At 59.2% G+C, this 18,580-nt stretch carries 15 protein-coding genes; 11 read left to right on the top strand and 4 right to left on the bottom strand.

Features of this window, described 5'->3' with window-relative positions; all coding sequences use genetic code 11:
* Window positions 1-1,694 precede the first annotated feature (1,694 nt).
* Entirely contained in the window at window positions 1,695-2,123 is a 429-nt protein-coding gene (locus tag QJT82_RS41790) for a hypothetical protein (RefSeq protein WP_155258700.1), read from the bottom strand.
* 800 nt (window positions 2,124-2,923) lie between these two features.
* On the opposite strand from QJT82_RS41790, the gene QJT82_RS41785 reads away from it, so the two are divergent.
* The 6 genes from QJT82_RS41785 to QJT82_RS41760 all read left to right on the top strand — a co-directional run bounded on the left by QJT82_RS41785 (window position 2,924) and on the right by QJT82_RS41760 (window position 12,016).
* Window positions 2,924-5,194 (top strand): peptidase domain-containing ABC transporter, encoded by a 2,271-nt coding sequence (locus QJT82_RS41785; protein WP_245288841.1) that lies wholly within the window; start codon window positions 2,924-2,926, stop codon window positions 5,192-5,194.
* Window positions 5,082-6,989, top strand: coding sequence for a tetratricopeptide repeat protein (locus QJT82_RS41780; RefSeq protein ID WP_245288840.1), 1,908 nt, complete (start codon window positions 5,082-5,084; stop codon window positions 6,987-6,989). Before QJT82_RS41785 ends, QJT82_RS41780 begins: the two co-directional genes overlap by 113 nt.
* A gap of 539 nt (window positions 6,990-7,528) precedes the next feature.
* The gene (locus QJT82_RS41775) at window positions 7,529-9,157 is read left to right on the top strand and encodes an HlyD family type I secretion periplasmic adaptor subunit (protein WP_245288839.1); all 1,629 of its coding nucleotides are present in this window, start codon (window positions 7,529-7,531) and stop codon (window positions 9,155-9,157) included.
* A 797-nt stretch (window positions 9,158-9,954) separates the two neighbouring features.
* The gene (locus QJT82_RS41770) at window positions 9,955-10,326 is read left to right on the top strand and encodes a cupin domain-containing protein (protein ID WP_016844188.1); all 372 of its coding nucleotides are present in this window, start codon (window positions 9,955-9,957) and stop codon (window positions 10,324-10,326) included.
* A gap of 196 nt (window positions 10,327-10,522) precedes the next feature.
* Window positions 10,523-10,693: a hypothetical protein gene (locus QJT82_RS41765; protein WP_196238215.1), complete on the top strand. Its 171-nt coding sequence runs from the start codon at window positions 10,523-10,525 to the stop codon at window positions 10,691-10,693.
* A 1,128-nt stretch (window positions 10,694-11,821) separates the two neighbouring features.
* Window positions 11,822-12,016: a DUF3606 domain-containing protein gene (locus QJT82_RS41760; RefSeq protein WP_016844186.1), complete on the top strand. Its 195-nt coding sequence runs from the start codon at window positions 11,822-11,824 to the stop codon at window positions 12,014-12,016.
* Between the two features lie 222 nt (window positions 12,017-12,238).
* Here the strand turns inward: QJT82_RS41760 and QJT82_RS41755 are convergent, their stop codons facing one another.
* Window positions 12,239-12,454: a hypothetical protein gene (locus QJT82_RS41755; RefSeq protein ID WP_155258699.1), complete on the bottom strand. Its 216-nt coding sequence runs from the start codon at window positions 12,452-12,454 to the stop codon at window positions 12,239-12,241.
* A 391-nt stretch (window positions 12,455-12,845) separates the two neighbouring features.
* On the opposite strand from QJT82_RS41755, the gene QJT82_RS45685 reads away from it, so the two are divergent.
* From QJT82_RS45685 to QJT82_RS41740, 3 genes are all read left to right on the top strand, one after another.
* A complete protein-coding gene (locus QJT82_RS45685) occupies window positions 12,846-13,217 on the top strand; it encodes an adenylate/guanylate cyclase domain-containing protein (protein WP_245287111.1) in 372 nt (123 codons plus the stop codon).
* 502 nt (window positions 13,218-13,719) lie between these two features.
* Window positions 13,720-14,247 (top strand): hypothetical protein, encoded by a 528-nt coding sequence (locus QJT82_RS41745; RefSeq protein WP_245288838.1) that lies wholly within the window; start codon window positions 13,720-13,722, stop codon window positions 14,245-14,247.
* A 732-nt stretch (window positions 14,248-14,979) separates the two neighbouring features.
* Window positions 14,980-15,336 (top strand): hypothetical protein, encoded by a 357-nt coding sequence (locus QJT82_RS41740; protein WP_125459264.1) that lies wholly within the window; start codon window positions 14,980-14,982, stop codon window positions 15,334-15,336.
* A gap of 1,037 nt (window positions 15,337-16,373) precedes the next feature.
* Here the strand turns inward: QJT82_RS41740 and QJT82_RS41735 are convergent.
* Window positions 16,374-17,441, bottom strand: coding sequence for a thioesterase domain-containing protein (locus QJT82_RS41735; RefSeq protein ID WP_245288837.1), 1,068 nt, complete (start codon window positions 17,439-17,441; stop codon window positions 16,374-16,376).
* A 113-nt stretch (window positions 17,442-17,554) separates the two neighbouring features.
* On the opposite strand from QJT82_RS41735, the gene QJT82_RS41730 reads away from it, so the two are divergent.
* Window positions 17,555-17,968, top strand: a complete 414-nt coding sequence (locus QJT82_RS41730) for a hypothetical protein (protein ID WP_028343228.1) — start codon at window positions 17,555-17,557, stop codon at window positions 17,966-17,968.
* 92 nt (window positions 17,969-18,060) lie between these two features.
* Window positions 18,061-18,270, top strand: a complete 210-nt coding sequence (locus QJT82_RS41725) for a hypothetical protein (RefSeq protein WP_155258698.1) — start codon at window positions 18,061-18,063, stop codon at window positions 18,268-18,270.
* 68 nt (window positions 18,271-18,338) lie between these two features.
* On the opposite strand, the gene QJT82_RS41720 is transcribed toward QJT82_RS41725, so the two are convergent.
* Window positions 18,339-18,580, bottom strand: a 242-nt coding sequence (locus QJT82_RS41720; RefSeq protein WP_281446699.1) for a hypothetical protein, incomplete at its 5' end; no start/stop codon positions are given.

Raw genomic sequence — 18,580 nt, 5'->3', positions numbered from 1 at the left:
GTCGCGCCCGTGGCTCCCGTCGCGCCCGTGGCTCCGGTCGCACCCGTGGCTCCCGTTGCTCCCGTCGCACCAGTTGCACCCGTGGCGCCAGTTGCTCCCGTCGCGCCGGTGGCTCCCGTCGCGCCCGTGGCTCCCGTCGCGCCCGTGGCTCCCGTCGCGCCAGTGGCTCCCGTTGCGCCAGTTGCACCCGTGGCGCCAGTTGCACCGGTTGCACCCGTGTCGCCCGTCGCGCCCGTGGCTCCCGTCGCGCCCGTGGCTCCGGTCGCACCCGTGGCTCCCGTTGCTCCCGTCGCACCAGTTGCTCCCGTGGCGCCAGTTGCTCCCGTCGCGCCGGTGGCTCCCGTCGCGCCCGTGGCTCCCGTCGCGCCCGTGGCTCCGGTTGCGCCCGTGGCTCCAGTCGCACCCGTGGCTCCGGTCGCTCCCGTTGCTCCCGTCGCGCCAGTTGCACCCGTGGCGCCAGTTGCTCCCGTGGCGCCAGTTGCTCCCGTGGCGCCGGTGACTCCCGTCGCGCCGGTGTCTCCCGTTGCGCCCGTGGCTCCCGTCGCGCCCGTGGCTCCGGTCGCACCAGTGGCTCCCGTTGCGCCAGTTGCACCCGTGGCGCCAGTTGCACCGGTTGCACCCGTGTCGCCCGTTGCACCCGTGGCTCCGGTCGCACCCGTTGCGCCCGTGGCGCCCGTTGCACCCGTGGCTCCGGTTGGGCCCGTGGCTCCCGTTGCACCCGTAGCGCCAGTCGTTCCCGTTGCGCCGGTGGCTCCCGTGTCGCCCGTTGCACCCGTGGCTCCGGTCGCACCCGTGGCTCCGGTTGGGCCCGTGGCTCCCGTTGCACCCGTAGCGCCAGTCGCACCCGTTGCGCCGGTGGCTCCCGTGTCGCCCGTTGCACCCGTGGCTCCCGTCGCGCCGGTGGCTCCCGTTGCGCCCGTGGCTCCCGTCGCACCCGTAGTGCCAGTTGCACCCGTGGCGCCAGTTGCTCCGGTCGCACCGGTGGCGCCCGTCGCACCAGTGGCGCCGGTCGCACCAGTCGCACCGGTCGCGCCACTCGCAATGCTTACGGTCACACCTTCGGTTACGTAATACGACCTGTTCCCGCTGCTTGAGCCGGTCGAAAAGTTAGTGAAGGTCGTGCCGTTGCTATCGGTGATCTGTAGAGAGGTAAGGCCCGATCCCGTAGCCTCCGCGACCGCGAAGTCCCAGTTGCCGGCAGGAAGTGCAACCGTGAAAGAAAAATCCTGATCCCCGTCGGTATTGAGCGGATCCCCAGACGCTTCTGGCGTTGTCGATCCAAGCAATATCCAACCGGTCGTGTTGGTGCCGCTAACACTGGCATCCCGGTAGTAGATATAAACGGCTTGATTGCTGGTTCCACTAATGGTGCCGGTAACGGTGATTATGCCAAGGGCTGCCATCGTTCGGATCTCTATTGACTGGAGTTACGCAACGTTGAATTGCCGCGACACGCTCTTCAGAACTTCAGCGCCGCCGGAAGCTGAGACGCGGCAAAACGCTCTATGCTCGCTGGATATTTTTTCTGCTTCGGCCAGTATTTCTTGGTGCTTCGAAAGTGCTTCTTATTCCAACTCCAGGTGCGTCAACGACAACACCTGTTCCGCTTCAAATGGCTCGAAATGTGAGCCATCCGGATAATTTTAGGCAACGCTCAGTTGGAGGAAGTGACGCCACCAGAAGCTCACTACAATTTAAGCGGCTGCCGTGACCGTGACGTCGTGCGTGACAAAGCGCCCAGTGCCTCTGATGCCCCCCTCGAAAGAGTATTTCTTCGCCGAAACGAGATCCGTCAAAGACAAGTCAGATGCTAATGACGAGCCTTGAAGCCGCACCTCAAAACTGTAAGTCCCGGGTTGAATGCCGGTTCTGAAAGCGAACCGGTTGCTCGCATCCGGCATCGCTACGGGCTGCACGAACGGATCGGTCAGCGGCAGAGCAGTTGTGGTCCCGAGGACAACGAATTCACCATCGTCGCGCTGAACTCTAATTTCAACGGTGCTGCTCGCATGAGCACGTCCGACGACCTCTACGAAGCCATATCCTCCCAGCGCTCCTTTCGCTCCGTCGGTGCTATCGCTTCCCTTATGGAGTTCGCTGGTGGTGTCAAAACTGCTTTTCATCAAACGAATCCTGAAAACCAAGAAGCCCGTCAGGTTGAAGCGCCGCAGCCAACACGCAGGGATGCGGAGAGTCAATTGCTCTATGTTGTTTGCAGAGTCGATCGCACATCGGACAAACGATAAATGAGTGAAAGTTCCAATGTCCGATGAGAGCTTGCTTTCGACCGCATTTGCTCATCGCCAATTGCTTCTGCATTGGCCACTGGGATCGATTTCCGTTATTCGGATGCCAAAAATCTCGACTATCTCAATGAAAAATGACGAACAAACCGATGCAACTGCTCTCGCCGCGTAGTTGTCGGATGTCCATCGACGAGAGCGCGGAAAAGCGGCGGTCATAACATCTCGTTGATCCCCTGCGGGGACATCCCCCTTTTTGATTACCCCGGAATCTTCGGATGATGCGACTTGGGCTCGCGGCAGTCGAGACTCGAAACTGCGTGCGCAAATGACAATCCGCGCCAAGAGGAGCAGGACAATCCAAATCTCATGCTCCACCAACTCTGACGGCCGCAGTCCGCCAAGAGACAAGTCATCTGTCAGCCCACCAACAGCGCGTTGAACAGGGGACGGCCGAATGATCGTGATATTGAGCAAGCAAAGCCTAGTCGACGAAGAATAAAAGAGCGCCAGCGCGGGTTGCGCCGACCGATCGAAACTCGCTGCTGGTCAGCGTTTGCCAAATGGCGCACGAGTGGTACCATAATCGTACGCCGATCAAGAATGCGCAGCTATTGCGCGCAGTCATTTGCCGCTGAGAGATAGTCTTTAGATCTAAGAGATCGAAAGTGGGGCGTTGCGTGAAACCGGAGTTTGACTTCCAATTTTCGGAAGAGTTCGGTGGGACAAAGCCGACGCCCGGCGGCATACCCGAGGCACAAGAAAAGCGGGATGCGACTAAGCCGCGAGTAGACGCACTTATCTTTGTCGCACAGCATCACGGCGTCGAACTCGATCGCAAGGCGTTGCGCGCTATGCCCGGCGAGGCGCCGTCTCCCGCTGCTCTTGCTGCATGGGCGCGCGAAAGCGGGCTATGGGCAAAGTCGACGCGTCTCCGGTGGCGACACCTGATCCGCATGCAGTCGGACGCCCCCGTGGTGCTATTGTTATCCGACGGCGGTGCGGGCATCGTAGTTTCGCACGATGTCAATGCTGGAACGATATCTGTCCTGGATCCAACTCGTCCCGGTGAAAAGCCTGTTGCCGTCGATGAACTTCGGCTCGCCAATGTCTGGCGCGGAGACGTACTGCTCGTGCGCCGTGAGCGAGGCGCAGTTGCCGACGAGGAGTCGTTCTCGTTTTCGTGGATGATGTATCGCGTTTTGGAAGAGCGCCGCAATCTGCGCGAGATCACCGCCGCCTCAATCAGCTTGAGCGTCTTGCAGATCGTGCCGCCATTCCTGGTCCTGGTCGCAATCGATCGGGTGATTACGCATCAGGCCATATCGACGCTGGGCATGATTTCCCTGATACTGATTCTCGTCACAGCCTACGACACGCTGCTCGGGTACGCACGCCGCGAAATCATTGAGGTCACCGCAACGCGGATCGACGCGCGGTTAGGAATGCATGTGTTTCGGCGGCTGCTCGCACTGCCGATGGATTTTTTTGAGCGCCATCCGACCGGTGAGACAGCTCGGAAAATTGGCCAAATCTTCAACGTCCGCAGCTTCTTCACCGGCAAACTCGTCAGCACGTTTCTCGACATATTCACGCTGATCGCACTGCTGCCGTTCCTGTTCTGGATGAGTGCGACGCTCGCCTGGCTTGTCCTTGCGGCGTCTGCCGTTGTTGCTCTCGTGGTACTCGCATTCTTGCCCGCGATACGGCGGGTTTTTGCGCGGCTCGTGACAGCCGAAAACCGCAAGAACTCCGTGCTCGTCGAGACCGTGTACGGCATGCGGACGGTCAAGTCCCTTGCAATTGAAAGGGTACGCAATGAAGAATGGGACGCGCGCGTGGCCGAGGCCGGCCAAGCGCGTCTCGACGCGGGCCGCATCTCGAATGTCGCGCAGACCATCGTAAATCCGATCGAGGCATTCATCAATCGCGGCGTTCTACTCGTTGGTTGCTACCTTCTTGTTGCGTGGCCACCGGGCAGCACCGGAATTACCGGCGGCGTTCTTATCGCGTTCTTGATGCTCGGTGCGAGAGTAGCAAGCCCGCTCATTAGCCTCGCAAAACTGATGCAAGATATCGAGGAAGTTCGCCTTTCGGTGACTGAGGTGGCTGATGTGCTCAACCATCCGACGGAAACGACGGCGATGCGGAACGGCCTTCGACCGAAATTTGAGGGCGCGATCGCCTTCCAGGATCTCTCCTTTACTTATCCAGGATCCACGGTGCCCGCACTCGACCGCGTCTCATTCGAGATTCCGGCAGGTACCATGCTCGGACTCGTCGGTCGCAGCGGTTCGGGGAAGTCGACGATCGCGCGACTTCTTCAAGGCATTAACCGCGAATACAACGGTTACCTCAAAATCGACAGCGTCGATCTACGGGAGATTAATTTAACTCATCTGCGCAGCAGCTTTGGCGTAGTTATGCAGGACAATTTCCTGTTCCGTGGCACTGTGCGGGACAGCATCATTGCCAGCCGGCCTGGCTTAACCCTTGAGCATGCTATGCGGGCGGCCCGCCTGGCGGGTGCCGAGGAGTTCATCGAGCGGCTGCCGCGGGGATACGAGACCTGGATTGAGGAAACTTCGTCCAACCTCTCTGGAGGACAGCGCCAGCGTCTCGCCATCGCACGCGCGCTCGTTTCCGATCCGCGCCTTCTGATCTTGGACGAGGCGACGAGCGCGCTCGATCCCGAGAGCGAGGCGCTCGTCAACGCCAACCTTTTGCGCATCGCCAAAGGCCGGACGATGATCATCGTCTCCCATCGGTTATCCTCTCTGGTCGACTGCGATCAGATCCTTGTCCTGGAAAAGGGCAAGGTCGTCGATATCGGCCCACATGAAGAACTACTTGAACGCTGCTCCGTTTATCGACAGCTCTGGCAGCAGCAACACCGGCATTTGGAGGGCGGGCGCCAGCGTTCGCTTAAATCCTCTGCTGGACGAGAGTAAGCGCACCACGCAAGGCAATAGGATGAGTTTTGTTGATCGTCTGATTGCACCGGTCTCAACATCAGCCCGAACCCGACTGGGAATTGAACTTCTTGAGTCCGGACGTGCCGTCGAAGGCTTCCATCAACTTGCCTACGCCGCCCGCGGTGGCTGTATTGAAGCGCAGTATCGAGTGGGACGATGCTACCTCGAAGGCACCGGCGTTCCGCAGGCGACCTCGGAAGCGGCACGCTGGCTTCAACGCGCTGCGGAAGGAGGTTCGGCAGAAGCGCAGTTTTTCGTCGCCCTGTTGTATGTCCAAGGATCGATCGTCCCTGAGATGAACGCGGCTCTTTTTGCGACAGACGATGAAAGCGGCGGACCAGATTTCTTAGCAGCACTCAACTGGGCGCGCCGCGCCGCCGACGGCGGCTCGGCCGAAGGCCAGGCTCTTCTCGCGTATATTTTAACTTCCGGTCCCCATTCCATCACAGATGTGCCGGCAGCCGAGCGCTGGTACGCGCGCTCCGCGGAAGCCGGCTGTCCTCAAGGATGCCTCGGCCTTGGCCTCACCTTGCTTCGCAGGGCACAGGACGAGGAGACGCAAAGAGAGGCGCTTGAGCAGGTTGCGAAGGCGTCGTCGGCCGGCATTCCCACCGCTCTCTATCTTATCGCAGCGCTCACCGAATTCGGTATAGGCACGAGAGCTGACTTGACTCGAGCACTCGAGCTGTATCGTCATGCCGCCAACAAGAACGTACGCCTCGCGCAAAGGCGCTTGGGCGTTGCCCTCGTCAATGGCCATGGTATCAAGCGCGATTTGGTCGAAGGCGAAACCTGGCTGCGCCGGGCAGCACTGGCCGGCGATGCTGAAGCAGCCGCTCATGTTGGCCTCCTGTACGCACGCGGAGGCGAGTTGCCGCCTAACTATGTCGAAGCGGTAGCCTGGCTCGAGCGCGCCGCTGAAGGAGGTTACGCGCCAGCTGCGAGAACGCTGGGTCAGCTCTACACCGTCGGCACCGCCGTCGGCCGCGATTCGGACCTCGCCACTTTCTGGCTGGAGCGTGCGGCTGAGCTCGGTAACGAACAGTCGAAAGTCGACTTTGCGAATCTCGTGCTTCGCGGCAGCGGTAAGTCCGGCGACCAAGCGAAGACTCGTAATTGGTTCGAACGCGCTGCGGAAACGGGTGACCTCATTGCCGCCTTCAACTTCGCCGTCTGCTTTGCTGAGGGCATCGGGATCGAGCCGGACAATACTAAGGCCGCAATGTGGCTGCGTCGTGCTGCAGTGGGTGTCCCGACTGCCCAGTACTGGTATGGTCGCATATTGATTGAAGGCCGAGGTGTCCCGGAAGACACTGCCGAGGGCCGAGCCTGGCTCAAGCGCGCCGCCGACGCCGGGATCGTGGACGCGCAAGTCCTGCTCGGTGAAATGCTTGTAAACGGCCAAGGCGGACCAACCGATCATTGCGGCGCGCGCGCGGTATTCGAGAAGGCGACCGAACAAGGCCATGCTGGGGCGATGTTCGCGCTTGGTGCACTTTATAATGGCGGCTATGATATTGCGGCAGATCGTGATCTGGCGAGGCGCTGGTTCCACGCGGCGGCGCAGCGTGGCCATCCGAGGGCGCAACTGATGCTTGGCCGACAACTCCTTGGCGACGCTGCCAGCCCGACTAATCTTGCTGAAGCACGGCGCTGGCTTGAGGCGGCTGAGGCCCAAGGGGTAACGGAGGCCGCACTCGAATTGACGCGTCTTGCCAAAGAACCGAGCGGACAAGCGCGTGATCCAGAGGGAAGTTGCTCAGCTGCCTAGCCCAGTGAGGCTGTTGTGAGGTGGGTACGAAGCAGATGCAGGTCTGCGAGAGTCAGACGCTGGAGCTGTGTAAGGGAGCAACACTGACTGACCTACGCGCTTTCGGCCTGGCTGGCCCTAGACGGCGATTTTAACTCGATATCAGGTTTTGAATGACGAAGTATTACCCGCTCATCGACAAGGCCGTCGCTGCTCTCGACCCCAACACGGGAGAAGCTCGGCAGGAGCTTTATGAGCGCACTCGCTCCGCCTTCATCCGTCATTCACGCAACCGAAACCCGCCGCTCTCCAAGCCAGAGCTGATATGTGAGCGCCTAGCCCTTGAGGAAGCGATTCAGAGGGTAGAGGCTAACCGAAGCCGCGGGCAACCGCCCCAGGCGCCTCGGGCATTGCCGAGTGGGCGCATCGCGGACGGCGCGCACCATACAGCTTTATCACCGACGCCGGCCGCGATTGCGGTACCCCAGAACGAACATGAGCCCTCTCCGTGCAGCAACCAGGCTGCAATAGCGTGCCGGACGCACGCACGAGCCCTCCCGATGTCGGCGGTGCCCCACGCAACAATTGACACGACGTCGACTGCAGCTCAGCTTTGGGATCCGTCGCGGGTGCTATCGCTTTCGCGCAGGCACTTCAGTTTATTTAATATTCGCAGATGGGGCACGCCATCCGTGGTGCCGTCACAAGACCTCAAGTCTCCGGCCACCGCGCGAAAATCTCTCGGCAAGGCCCCCGCCCAGAGAATTCGCTGGACCCCGATTCCGCGGGCGATGACGTTGACGGTGCCCGCCATAAATCGACTGTTTAGCGAGCGCGGCAAAGTTGACGCACCGCCGGCGACACTCCTCGAATTTGAGTCTCCGACTGCCGCGCTTGTCGAAGCACCGCTTAAGCCTGCTGCGCGGAGTATCCTCTGGACGGCTGTGTCGGCGATCATTGCCTCAATGGCGGTCTCCGCTTTGTTTCCGATAGATATGGTCGTGACTGGCTCCGGACGTGTCGTGTCACTTCAGGCGACCAACGTCGTACAGCCTCTCGAGACCGCTATTGTACGCGCAATCAATGTGCGCGAGGGCCAGACCGTGCGCGCCGGAGAGTTGCTGGCGCGCCTCGATCCGACCTTTTCGGCGGCTGACGTAACTGCGCTGCAGACGCAGGTGAATAGCTTCCAGGCCGAGGTCGACCGGCTCACGGCGGAGGCTTCCGGGATACCGTACCAGCCATCGAGCGCTGACACCTCAACGGTCTTGCAGGTTGCAATGTATGGCCAACGCCAAGCGCAGTATCGGTATCAGATTGAGAGCTACAACCAGAAACTCAGCGGACTTCAGGCGCAGATAACCCGCGCCGAGCACGACGTAGAAGCGTTCGGCCAACGCTATCGGATCGCGAGTGTGCTTGAGTCGAAGCGACGCGAGCTCGAACGGCTGCAAGTTGGCAGCCAGGTGAACCGCCTGATCGCGGAAGACCAAGCGATCGAGATGCAGCGCAACTTGACTGACGCCACGGGTGCAGCTGAGCGCGCCCACCGCGATCTCGACCAGCTAGTCGCCGAGCGCGACGGTTACGAACAACAGTGGAAGTCGAAGATCAGCGAGGAACTCACATTGCGTAGACGCAGCCTTAGCGATGCCACTGAAAACCTGCGCAAGGCAACACTTCGCCGCGAACTCGTTGACTTACGCGCCGATCAGGACGCCGTGGTCCTTAGCGTGGCCAAGGTCTCCGTCGGCTCGGTGTTGCAATCCGGCGAGCCGCTTATCACGCTTGTACCGAGCGATGCGCCGCTCGAGGTAGAAATGCGCATAGCTACCGCCGATGCTGGTTATGTTCACGCCGGACAGAAGGTTGCAATTAAATTCGACACGTTCCCCTTCGTCCAATACGGCCTGGCCGAGGGGACTGTCCGCTTCATCAGCCCCGATAGCTTCAGCGGCGGCCAAGATACGCAGCGCGGGACGGTCGTCACACAAAACGATAGCGCGGCGGTTTTCTACAAGGCGCGCGTGGCGATTGATCAGCTCAAGATGTACGGGGTGCCCGGAGGCTTCCAGCTAAAGCCAGGGATGACTGTTACTGCCGACGTCAAAGCCGGCGCACGGACGTTGCTGACCTATCTGTTTGCCCGGGTATTGCCGATAGGTCTCGAGGGAATGCGCGAACCTTGATTTTGATTGGCTCACCGAGCAATCCCCGCCGAGCCTGCTGCAGCTCTTCGGAGTGGATTGTCGCCACCGCGTGACCGTCGGCGGCGGCTTGCTCGCCCGCTCTTCGTTGAGGAGCTGCGAATGAAGCTTCCGGACCTGGATGTTTTCGTTCATGCAGAGAAATGCACAAGCGATCCCCGCCAAGGACGTTCTTCAACCAGAGCGGCGAGTTCGCCGCCTAGCAACATGCGCTCTGCAGCCCGACCGGCCATGAACTCGATGCACTGAGTATATCGGCCCATGCCTTGGCGTCGAAAACCCGCCCGTCATCTCCGTTATTGGACTGGCCCTGTCGATCTCAACGCCGGTTTCAAGACGGTGCTTGTGTTCTTCCGTCGGCTGCCAACGTCATAGCGGCTGCTGAAGCTTGCCGACTTGCAGATGGGATTGGGCTGAAATCTCGGCGCACCGCAAGTTCACCGCCTGCGGCAAGGTCGGCTGGGTTGATACCCGGGTCGACTGAGGCGAAGTGATCAATTCGCCAAGGACGTCTCTGGTAGGCCCTGCCGATTTCTCCTACTGGTAAACATCCGACGCGCGGAGGTTTACTTTGCTTCGCAATCTCTGACGATGCGGCCATCACGCGGTCGATACCACGATCGGCGGGGTGGTGTAGTCGTCGCCTCAATCGCCACAATCTGCTTCAGGATGGATTGTGCTGCACTTCCCTTGCACTCTCGTAATGGTTGCTGTTGGATAAGTGGGTGTCACATTGGCGTGTCGCGAAAACATTTCATTGTCCATTTGAGGAGGAAAGTATGCTTCGGATCACTGCTCTTATTTTCTTCGCCCTTACCTGGTCCGCGAATGCCCAAACAAACCGCACCGAGTTGAAACGCGCCGACCTAAGCGGCACGAATATGGAGATTGTAGTCAGCGTCGTCGACGTACAGCCCGGAAATAATCTCATTCGCCACACGCATCATGGCGAGGAAGCCGTTTACGTTCTAGAGGGCGCAACGTTGGCGCTACCCGATGGAAAAGAGGTGCCATTTCCTACGGGAGCAGCAACAATCAACATTCGCGACGTGCCCCACGGTGGTTTCAAGGTGGCAGGCGACAAAACCCTGAAGATGTTGACGGTTCATATCGTCGATAAGGGCAAACCAATGATGGAGCCTGCAAAGTAAGAGGTCCCCTCAAACCGACATCAAGAAAAAGCGGTCGCGAACGCGCACCCGCTTTTTCTGCTTGAGAAAGCTACGCCGGGGGCATTCTCGAATCCGCGCCCATCCGCCCCTCGGCGACGCGCTCATCGCCGCATCGCTATCTCGAAGTAGCTCCAGCTCGGGGGCACGTCGCCTTCCGCCACGGAAAGGACAGCGCATGGTCATTAAGCGTCGGCACTTCAAGCAAGAGCACACTCTAGAGGAACTCCTTACTGAAGAGGCCAAGAGTCTTCGTGAAGAAGAAAGCGTACTCCGCGCAGGTATGGAAAAAGAGCAGCTACTTAAGAGAACCCGGCAAGCTGAGACCGGCGCGCATATGAGCGAGTGACTTCAATCTCGCGGGTTACGGCCCCCAATATGAACCAATCAGCGAAGCCAAGCGCCGGACTAAAGATGGCGGCCGGGGCGTCTGTTTTGCTCGCCCTGCTACTGATGGGTTTTTTCTTTGTCGCGTTCTAAGGTAGGCCCGCAGCGAATGTCCTAACTAGGACGGCACCCAATCGCATGACCCTGGGCCGGCGAGAATCTGTTCGGCTAACCGAATAAACACGACTTCAGCTGAATTTTTATTTCGGTTCGCTAATAATGCTGGCACTCCGCGGATCACCCAGGTCAGCAAAGACCTTTTCGCGTAGTCTTTGCAAAAACGGCCCCAACGCGGTGAGGCGCGGCGCGGAGGGGCCGAGTTGCCACGATCACCTGCACGCCAGAACCAGCACCACTGGGCCGTTTATCCTAACGATCGATAATAGGAACGATCGGCTTGGCAACGAGTCGGCTCAGGTCCCCCAGCCGCTCCAGGGCCCCCCGGCTGCTGGAGGAAAACCCGCATTGTTCGGGTTGGCGGCCCTCGGGTTGGGGCCGTTTCAATTCGCTGGACGCCTGAAACCCTTCAATTTCACAGGTGGTGTTGCAATGGAATTTATTGGACGCCCGATGAGAGGCCGATTCCTCGTTCGGCAAGGCGGCAACGGCTGGATGGTCTACGATAGCGAATGCAAAGGACCGGCCCAGATAGAAAAGGACGGCGCGTTCGCCGAGAAGCTGACAAAAGACCAGGCTGAGATTTTAGCGAAGCTTTTCACGAGTCGCGAAAACCGGCCCCTGACGTTAGAATGGCCTCAACGCCCGCGGAGAGCGCTAAGGCCGCGGTAATAGTCCCAGTCCATCGTTTAGATTTGACGTCGTGGACTGCTGCTCGTTCCCTGAACAGAAACGGCCCCGGCGAGACGCTGAGGCCGAGTCGACGGCCCTAGCGAGGTGCAGCCGGGGCCACTGGTTTAAACTGATTGAGAATGTACCCCGGATCTTCGGGGGCAAGGAAGCGTTGGTAGGAACTAGCTTTGGCTGGCCGACGTTACTGCCGCGACAGTCAATTTTGCAAACCGCCCCGACAATAGCCTGATCTTCTTCGGACCAGCCAACGGCCGCGACCTTTTATTTTGGGATAGAGGCAATGCCGGACAATTTAACCAACCGCGTCCAGCCAGATCGCTCGAAGATCAACATGCACGAGCCATACGAGGTGAAGTATTGGACCCATGCACTTGGTGTGTCGAAGAATGACCTTCAGAAGGTCGTCGAAAAGGTCGGCAACTCCGCTGCTGCGGTCCGCAAGGAATTGGGTCTGCCCGACAAAGCTCAAGAATGACCAAACCCACCTGTCCGATTTGCTTGGGGTTGGGTTGGGTCTGCGAGAACCATCCGCACTTGCCTTGGACGGCGGAGGCACATGGCTGTCAGTGCGGCGCCGGTATGCCTTGCGAGTGCAATCGGGCGGATGGGATTGATGAGCCTGATGTGAGCAAGGTCATTGAGCAATCCGAATAAGATATTGCCGTCTGGCAATTCGTAGGGCTGCGCTGCATGGACGCTACCGACGAGCTAGGAAGGCGCCTAGCAAGAATGCAACGGCAAGCGACTGAAATGGAGCTGCCCGGGTCGCTTCACTCAAATGATGCAGCCACCGATCATGTTGTGGCAAATGTTGCAACGCATCGTCTTCAGCCATCCGCCGGATCGCTTTTGAAGCTCGGTCTATTCGCTGCTCGGGCGTGGCAGTAGGTGCAACTGAGCTTTCGTCAGCCATGTAAGTCTCCTCGCGCCGGTCGCCCACCAAACGGACTTGCTGCATGAGCGCTAACGTCCGGCGAATATCGACTGTTCCTAGGTTGTGCCGTTCGGGCCGATAGCTGATCGGCGGCCTCTCGGGCATCTTCGTCAAGGCCGTTGGGGGCGCGGCTTGTCCGTCGTACAATCGGGCATCGCTTGGATCGCGGGTCCATAGTGCAAGAGCGGCCAGGTCGGATAGAGCGCAGGCTGTCGGCCATAATGGCCGCCGATGTCGCCGGCTATTCACGGCTCATGCACGATGACGAAGAGGCCACGCACGGCAAGCTGAGCGAACTTCTCGCAAGAGAAGTGAGCCCGCTATTGCCAGTCACGGCGGCCGTATCGTGAAGAACACCGGAGACGGGTTCTTGGCAGAGTTTCCGAGCGCGGTCGAAGCGGTTCGAGCCGCATTACGGTTTCAATCCCGCATCCACGAATTTGCGGCTGCTGATCCGGAACATGGCCGTGTCGCCTTTCGCATCGGCGTCAATATCGGCGACATAATCGTCGAGCCACACGACATATTCGGAGACGGCGTCAATATCGCTGCGCGTCTTGAAGGCATCTCAGCGTCGGGCGGCATCTGCATCTCGTTATCTATCCACGATCAAATCCAAGGAAAGGTTGATGTCGATGTCGTCGATCCTTGGCGAGCAAGTGCTCAAGAACATTTCTCGTCCGGTTCGGGCCTTTGCGGTCGCCACTGGTGGCTCGTTCAGCACGACGGTGACATCGCCTGATATCGCAAGGCATTCGTCGTCCCCGTCTTTCTATGGTCGTGCTTCCATTCGCCAATCTCAGCGGCGCCCACGAGCAAGACTATTTCGTCGCCGTGGCCTGCCCCGGCAGCAGCTCGATCGCCCGCCCCCGCTCGCATTTCAGATTTGGCCTTGAACTAAGAGCTCTTTGACGTCACCAAACGGACTCCTGCCAGCATCAAGCGCAATTCCAAATCATTCATTTTCAATGTCTTTACACTGTAGAGCAATGGCGAGGCCGGTCTCCATTTGGTTGCGGCCGATACTGATCGGAGAGCACTTCCAAGGCTGGCGCAATCAGCGGACCGGATTGCGCAAGCAGCGCCATGGGGCATGCGGCGAAAAGCTGCCCTCAGGGAGGCCGTGTCACTGATGAGGGAGGCCGTGTCACTGATGCGCTGTCCCTGCGGCGCAACGTCGATAGCCACCACCGGCCGAGAGTTGCACACACCGCGGGCACATCTAAAAACGACGCAATTCGACGATGAAGATGAAGGAAGAACACTTAACTCAAAGGCAAACCTCGGGTGGAAGCCTGCCGGATGAGTCGGAGCGCCGAAGCAATGCAGTCACCTGCCCATTAGCGCTGCGTAACAGTCGTATACGTAGAGTCGGCGGGGATTTGTGCTTCGTAATGCTTGGCTTTTTCTATCAGTGCGTCGCGGACTGGACCTTCCGGCAGAAGCGCGGCTTGATGGCGCGCCTGTCTCGCGCATTCTGCGATTTTACTTGCCAGTTCTTCCGTCTCGCGATCCATCGTCGCCGCTCCTCCGAACTAGAAGCCATGCTAGCGCGGTGGGCTAGCGCTTTCTTGGCACGCCGCCGAATGCTCGGAAATCCACTTGGTTGCGTCGTGCTCCGTAACAAAACCTTTGATGACTTCGGTTTCGCCATCGGCCCACAGAATATCGATTCTCCAGCCGGTGCCGGGGTTTTTGCAAGCCATGAAGGCTGGACGCTGCTCGATCATTGCTTGACTATGCGCCGACTGGTGGCTGCTACAAGCCAGTGATCCTGCCACACTTCGCTTTTTTGGCCCCAATCTATTGAGCCTTAACTCCCGCGCCCGCGCCGTTCTTCCGAGATCGGGAGTCAAGAAGATCGGGCAACGGTGGTAGTTGCTGGCGCTATGCAAGAAATTCACCGACTTGAAAAATTTGAAGGCTCATTTCGCACGGCTTGATGAGGTGACGCTGAACGGATGCTCGACCGTCTCGCGACGAAGGCGCATAGCAAGCGGGTTCGCATCGAGCCGCTGCTGCAAAGCGTCGAGCAGATCCTCGCGCTCCCATCGCGTGATCCGTCGCGCTAATCCGGGCGTGGAGGCGCAGCGCCTTGTCGGACTCTTCGTTTGTGTAGCGATACGCCCATCGAAGTGCACGTGGCGTTGCGCGGAGCGGCGGTGAGGCGATAGCCAAATCGCAATCCTGAGACAGAAGCGCTGACCTAAATTCACCCTCGATTGAAATAAAATTTGATGGGATAAGTCCAAAAGCTGACTTGATCTTTAAGCTTCCTTGAAATCGCAACGCTCCGCCAATTCGAATGGGTAAGAAGCGATGACCGATCAACAGCTGGCTCTTCATGCCGTCAGCGAAGCCCTGTGCATATTGGACGAGTATCTTCTGCCCCGCCCCCACGACAGTGAACGCATACTCGACAAGTTAGTTGAGGTTCTTGAGCGGCCCGACTTGGTCGTTGCTGTAAGTCGACTGCGGCAACGAAGTAGTCTCTAAGTGTTCCGATGAAGAGGCAATTTTCATTTATTCCTTTGGCCGCTCGCATCGCTACTTTTCTATTGATTGGAATGCCGACCGCGCAGGCAAAACAGCAATGCAGTGCGGTGATGCCCCCAAATCCGCGCGAGTATTGGTCTTGGCGCCTCATCGACGGACGAAAATGCTGGTACGAAGGCAAGCCCATGCTTTCAAAATCATTATTGGAGTGGCCCGTGCGGATTTCGACGCAGGCACGTCCCACCGAGGAGCTTGCAAGTGCACTCATAGAGAAGCCCAGCGATCCGATCGGTTCAGAAGAATGGACGCCATCTCGCCAGAATACCTTCGATGCCCTGTGGCGCACCAGGGTTGAACAGCGGTAGGGCTTTGACCTTCAAATTAAGCGAGGCTGACTTTCTCTTCATCGCTGAGGCTGTAGGACTCGGTGACTGGTATAATCGACGTCGGCCATGCATCGATCGATCGAACCAATACTGTAGCTTCGTCGATCTCAAGTCTTTCGCTTCGATTGCCGTGAGAGCGCCATATTTTCCAATGAATGCACACGGAACGGCGCCCCCGCAGAAAAGTAGCTAATCTCCAAACCGCCGATGAAACTGACCGCAGATCGTCCTTTACGCCAGTCCCGAGAAAGCCGCCCGCAGGATCATGGAGCACGCTCACGCATTCGAGCCGATCCAGGGCGGCCGGATCTAGATCGAGAAGATCAACTATCCAATGCTCTACCGGGATAAGGCGACACCGGCTGAGTATTGGGCTGACCTGAAGTATGCCGAGGAAACATGAAGTGGCTTGAGTACCGCGAGAACGGCACCTTCGTCAGAATGGCGCAGGCTGGCAAAGGCCTGTTCGGCTGATCGGCAGAGACCACGCCAGTCGTGCGACAACGTGGGCGCGCCGCGCGTTCTGACGGCAAGCTACCCCTTCAGGGGTATTAAACTTTTTAAGTCTTTGTGCAGACTTAGCTTAGCCAGGATTTTGCAGATCCTTCCTGGGGCTAGAACCGACGCCGTCCGCATGCATTTTAAGCGGGCGGCGTTCGTACATTCTGAGCCGGCGTAAGCAGCAAGAAGCCCCGACGGGGGCTAGCGGCGTCAGGGCTTCTTTCCGGATGTGATCCTCCCCGGACCGCATCCTCAGCGCGCGACTGGCTGAGCGCACCGTCAGTCTACCGGGAAATCTCAGCATTTTAGACCGCTCTGCCGGATTACCTCGACTTGACACGTGTCTAAGTTCGGTAATGTCTCACCTTGAATTTTTGTCCCGCTTTGTCGCGTTTTCAGACGCGCGCTCCATCTGCTCGGCCGTAAGGAGGCGCACGCGAGGCTAGAGCGTTGATTCTTTGCCGCAGTTGATCAACCAGCCGCTCCGCACCGACAGTCATGCAGCCATCATGCCCCTAAGGCACTTGGACGACCTCGAGCTGAGAACACAGGTGCCGCCAGTTCCGTCCCTCGTGTTCGGCCGCGTAAAAGGCAACGGCGACCTCGAGCGATGCCGGAAGATATCGCGCCATCGCCATCGAATAAGCATCCCACAGAGCCGGCGAAATCTTGCCCTTGGCGGTCCATACCGGTTCGCTCGTCGAATGCTTGGCGTCTCGCTCCTGCCGCGCCAGACGTTCAAATATTCTGCGTAGAAAGTGGCGCGAGGCGATCGGCTTCATCAGCCCGACGATCGCTCGGGTGGCCGGACGGGCATTAACGGTCGGCGGGTCGATCATCGCGACCATATGAACGTTGTGCCCGGTCGCCACTAGCTGGCGAGCTGCTTCGAACGCCACCATGGCACCATTGCACCTGCCGCCCAGAAGGAAAGGACCGCTGGCCTGCCGTTCCAGGATGAGCGGAAGGCGATCGGCGGCCATTTGCTCGATTGAGGCCGGGATCGGTTCTCCACGAAATCCGTGAGGATTGATGGAAATGATCGGATAATCGGACCGCAAAAGTTCGACCATCCGCCGGAGACCGGTGTGGCCGTTTCTAAGATCCCCATTGAAAAAGTACAACGGAGGCCGATGGCCCCCAGTATGGAACTGAGCGATCGGCGTCGGCGGCGCGTCAGTCTCCGTCTCTAATTTCTGGGCAAGTTGTCGAATGGTTTCCGCCCCGAACAGAATCGTTTCCGGGACCGCCTTGCCAATCAGCTGTTCGAGCTGAAGCAGCATTTCCATCGCCAGGAGGGAATCACCACCGCACGCGAAGAAATCATCGTCGAGCGTCACCGCATCGGACTTGAGCAGCCGCCTCCACAGCATCAGCAATTCTGCTTCCAGATCCAATGGTCCTTTGGCGGCGCGGGGCACGCGCATCGACACCTGTTGACCCGACCGCCCGTCGAACAATTCGCGCAGCTGTCGCCTTTGAATCTTTCCCGTGTCTTCTTTTGGCAGCTGGTCGAGGATCAGGATGTGACGCGGAATCTTGAATGAGGCCAACTCGCGTTGCAGGAACTGACGAAGCTCCACGGCTGTCGTCTGCGCGTGAGGCGCCCGGGTTGTAACGAGGATCCTCGCCACGCGGTCGGCCGTCCCGAACCCCACATCTTGCGGATTTGCGACAGGCCCGGAGGTGGATCCCCATGGGATCGAAGTCACGCGAGTACACGTTCGGCGCCACGGTCAGGCATCTGGCTGAGCCCGTCAAGGAGGCCCGGCTGGTGGCGGATGGCGCGGCCTGCCGAGCATGGAACGCCCGCATACTCGCTTTTCAGGGGCCCGCCCAGCCGTCGCCCGCGCTCGGCGATGCACTCAACGCCGGTTTCCGCTACCTCGAAGTGACGTGCCTCGGCTGCGAGACGCATCAGACGGTCGCGCTCGATATCGTGAGGCGGCCGAAGTGGACGCCGATCCACGAGCTGGAGCGCTATATGCGCTGCAAGCTGTGCTCGCGACGCTCCGGCTACCCGTTCAAGCGCAGCCATCTTGTGGTACTGCGGACGACTAAGATCTCCGCCATGAGCCCGCCCTCAACCTTGTGGCCGGGAGAGCGCTGACACCAGCAGAGCTTGCTGCCCCCGAAAGTCCCACCACTGGAACATTCCAGGCCTTACCCGCTTGTTCCGAAATCCAGAACGAGATCACTAACGTGACGGATGAACTTGAATATCTAGCGCACCGATTGGTGATTATCGAGCAGCCCGGCGGTGGGTTCTTGGTCGAAGTCACGCCGATCGCCGGCGGCCAAACCATCAGAACAATGACTTATCAACGCACTCAGGAAGCGATCGCTGCATCGAAGCGGACAATCGACAAGCATCCCGAAGGCAGGCGACCTGCCAATCCGGTTCGCTCATAAGGCGGGTGCTGGCTCGGCTGCCGGTGATCCCATCTCGGTAGCGGCACGGTTTCCCGGGGCGCCAGTTTTCAGCCATGACGGTCATGGCGTCCGGATGAACAGAAGTTCCAGCGCGGCTGGAACGCCGCACCTTTCGATTCGTTAACGAACATCACCGCGTTGCGCCTGCGCGCGCAAGCCAAGGAGCTTCCGCCAGGCACTGAGGAAGAGGCGATTCTGCAGAGAGCCCACCAGTATAGCGCGACGATCTGGGTCGGAAGAGCGCGGCGATCAGGATGGCGAGTCAGTGTCGCGGCGCGATGATGATCGC

Source organism: Bradyrhizobium sp. Mp19, assembly GCF_029952935.1.
In the GTDB taxonomy this organism is placed as follows: Bacteria; Pseudomonadota; Alphaproteobacteria; order Rhizobiales; family Xanthobacteraceae; genus Bradyrhizobium; species Bradyrhizobium elkanii.
The sequence above is the reverse complement of the archived record's forward strand: the minus strand, read 5'-3'. Positions and strand labels throughout refer to the sequence as shown.

Bases quoted from the DNA above. Each gene is read 5' to 3' on its own strand.
- QJT82_RS41790 (WP_155258700.1), bottom strand. From the start codon at position 2,123: ATGAAAAGCAGTTTTGACACCACCAGCGAACTCCATAAGGGAAGCGAT.
- QJT82_RS41780 (WP_245288840.1), top strand. From the start codon at position 5,082: ATGAAGAACTACTTGAACGCTGCTCCGTTTATCGACAGCTCTGGCAGC.
- QJT82_RS41775 (WP_245288839.1), top strand. From the start codon at position 7,529: ATGTCGGCGGTGCCCCACGCAACAATTGACACGACGTCGACTGCAGCT.
- QJT82_RS41770 (WP_016844188.1), top strand. From the start codon at position 9,955: ATGCTTCGGATCACTGCTCTTATTTTCTTCGCCCTTACCTGGTCCGCG.
- QJT82_RS41765 (WP_196238215.1), top strand. From the start codon at position 10,523: ATGGTCATTAAGCGTCGGCACTTCAAGCAAGAGCACACTCTAGAGGAA.
- QJT82_RS41760 (WP_016844186.1), top strand. From the start codon at position 11,822: ATGCCGGACAATTTAACCAACCGCGTCCAGCCAGATCGCTCGAAGATC.
- QJT82_RS41755 (WP_155258699.1), bottom strand. From the start codon at position 12,454: ATGGCTGACGAAAGCTCAGTTGCACCTACTGCCACGCCCGAGCAGCGA.
- QJT82_RS41745 (WP_245288838.1), top strand. From the start codon at position 13,720: ATGAAGATGAAGGAAGAACACTTAACTCAAAGGCAAACCTCGGGTGGA.
- QJT82_RS41740 (WP_125459264.1), top strand. From the start codon at position 14,980: ATGAAGAGGCAATTTTCATTTATTCCTTTGGCCGCTCGCATCGCTACT.
- QJT82_RS41730 (WP_028343228.1), top strand. From the start codon at position 17,555: ATGGGATCGAAGTCACGCGAGTACACGTTCGGCGCCACGGTCAGGCAT.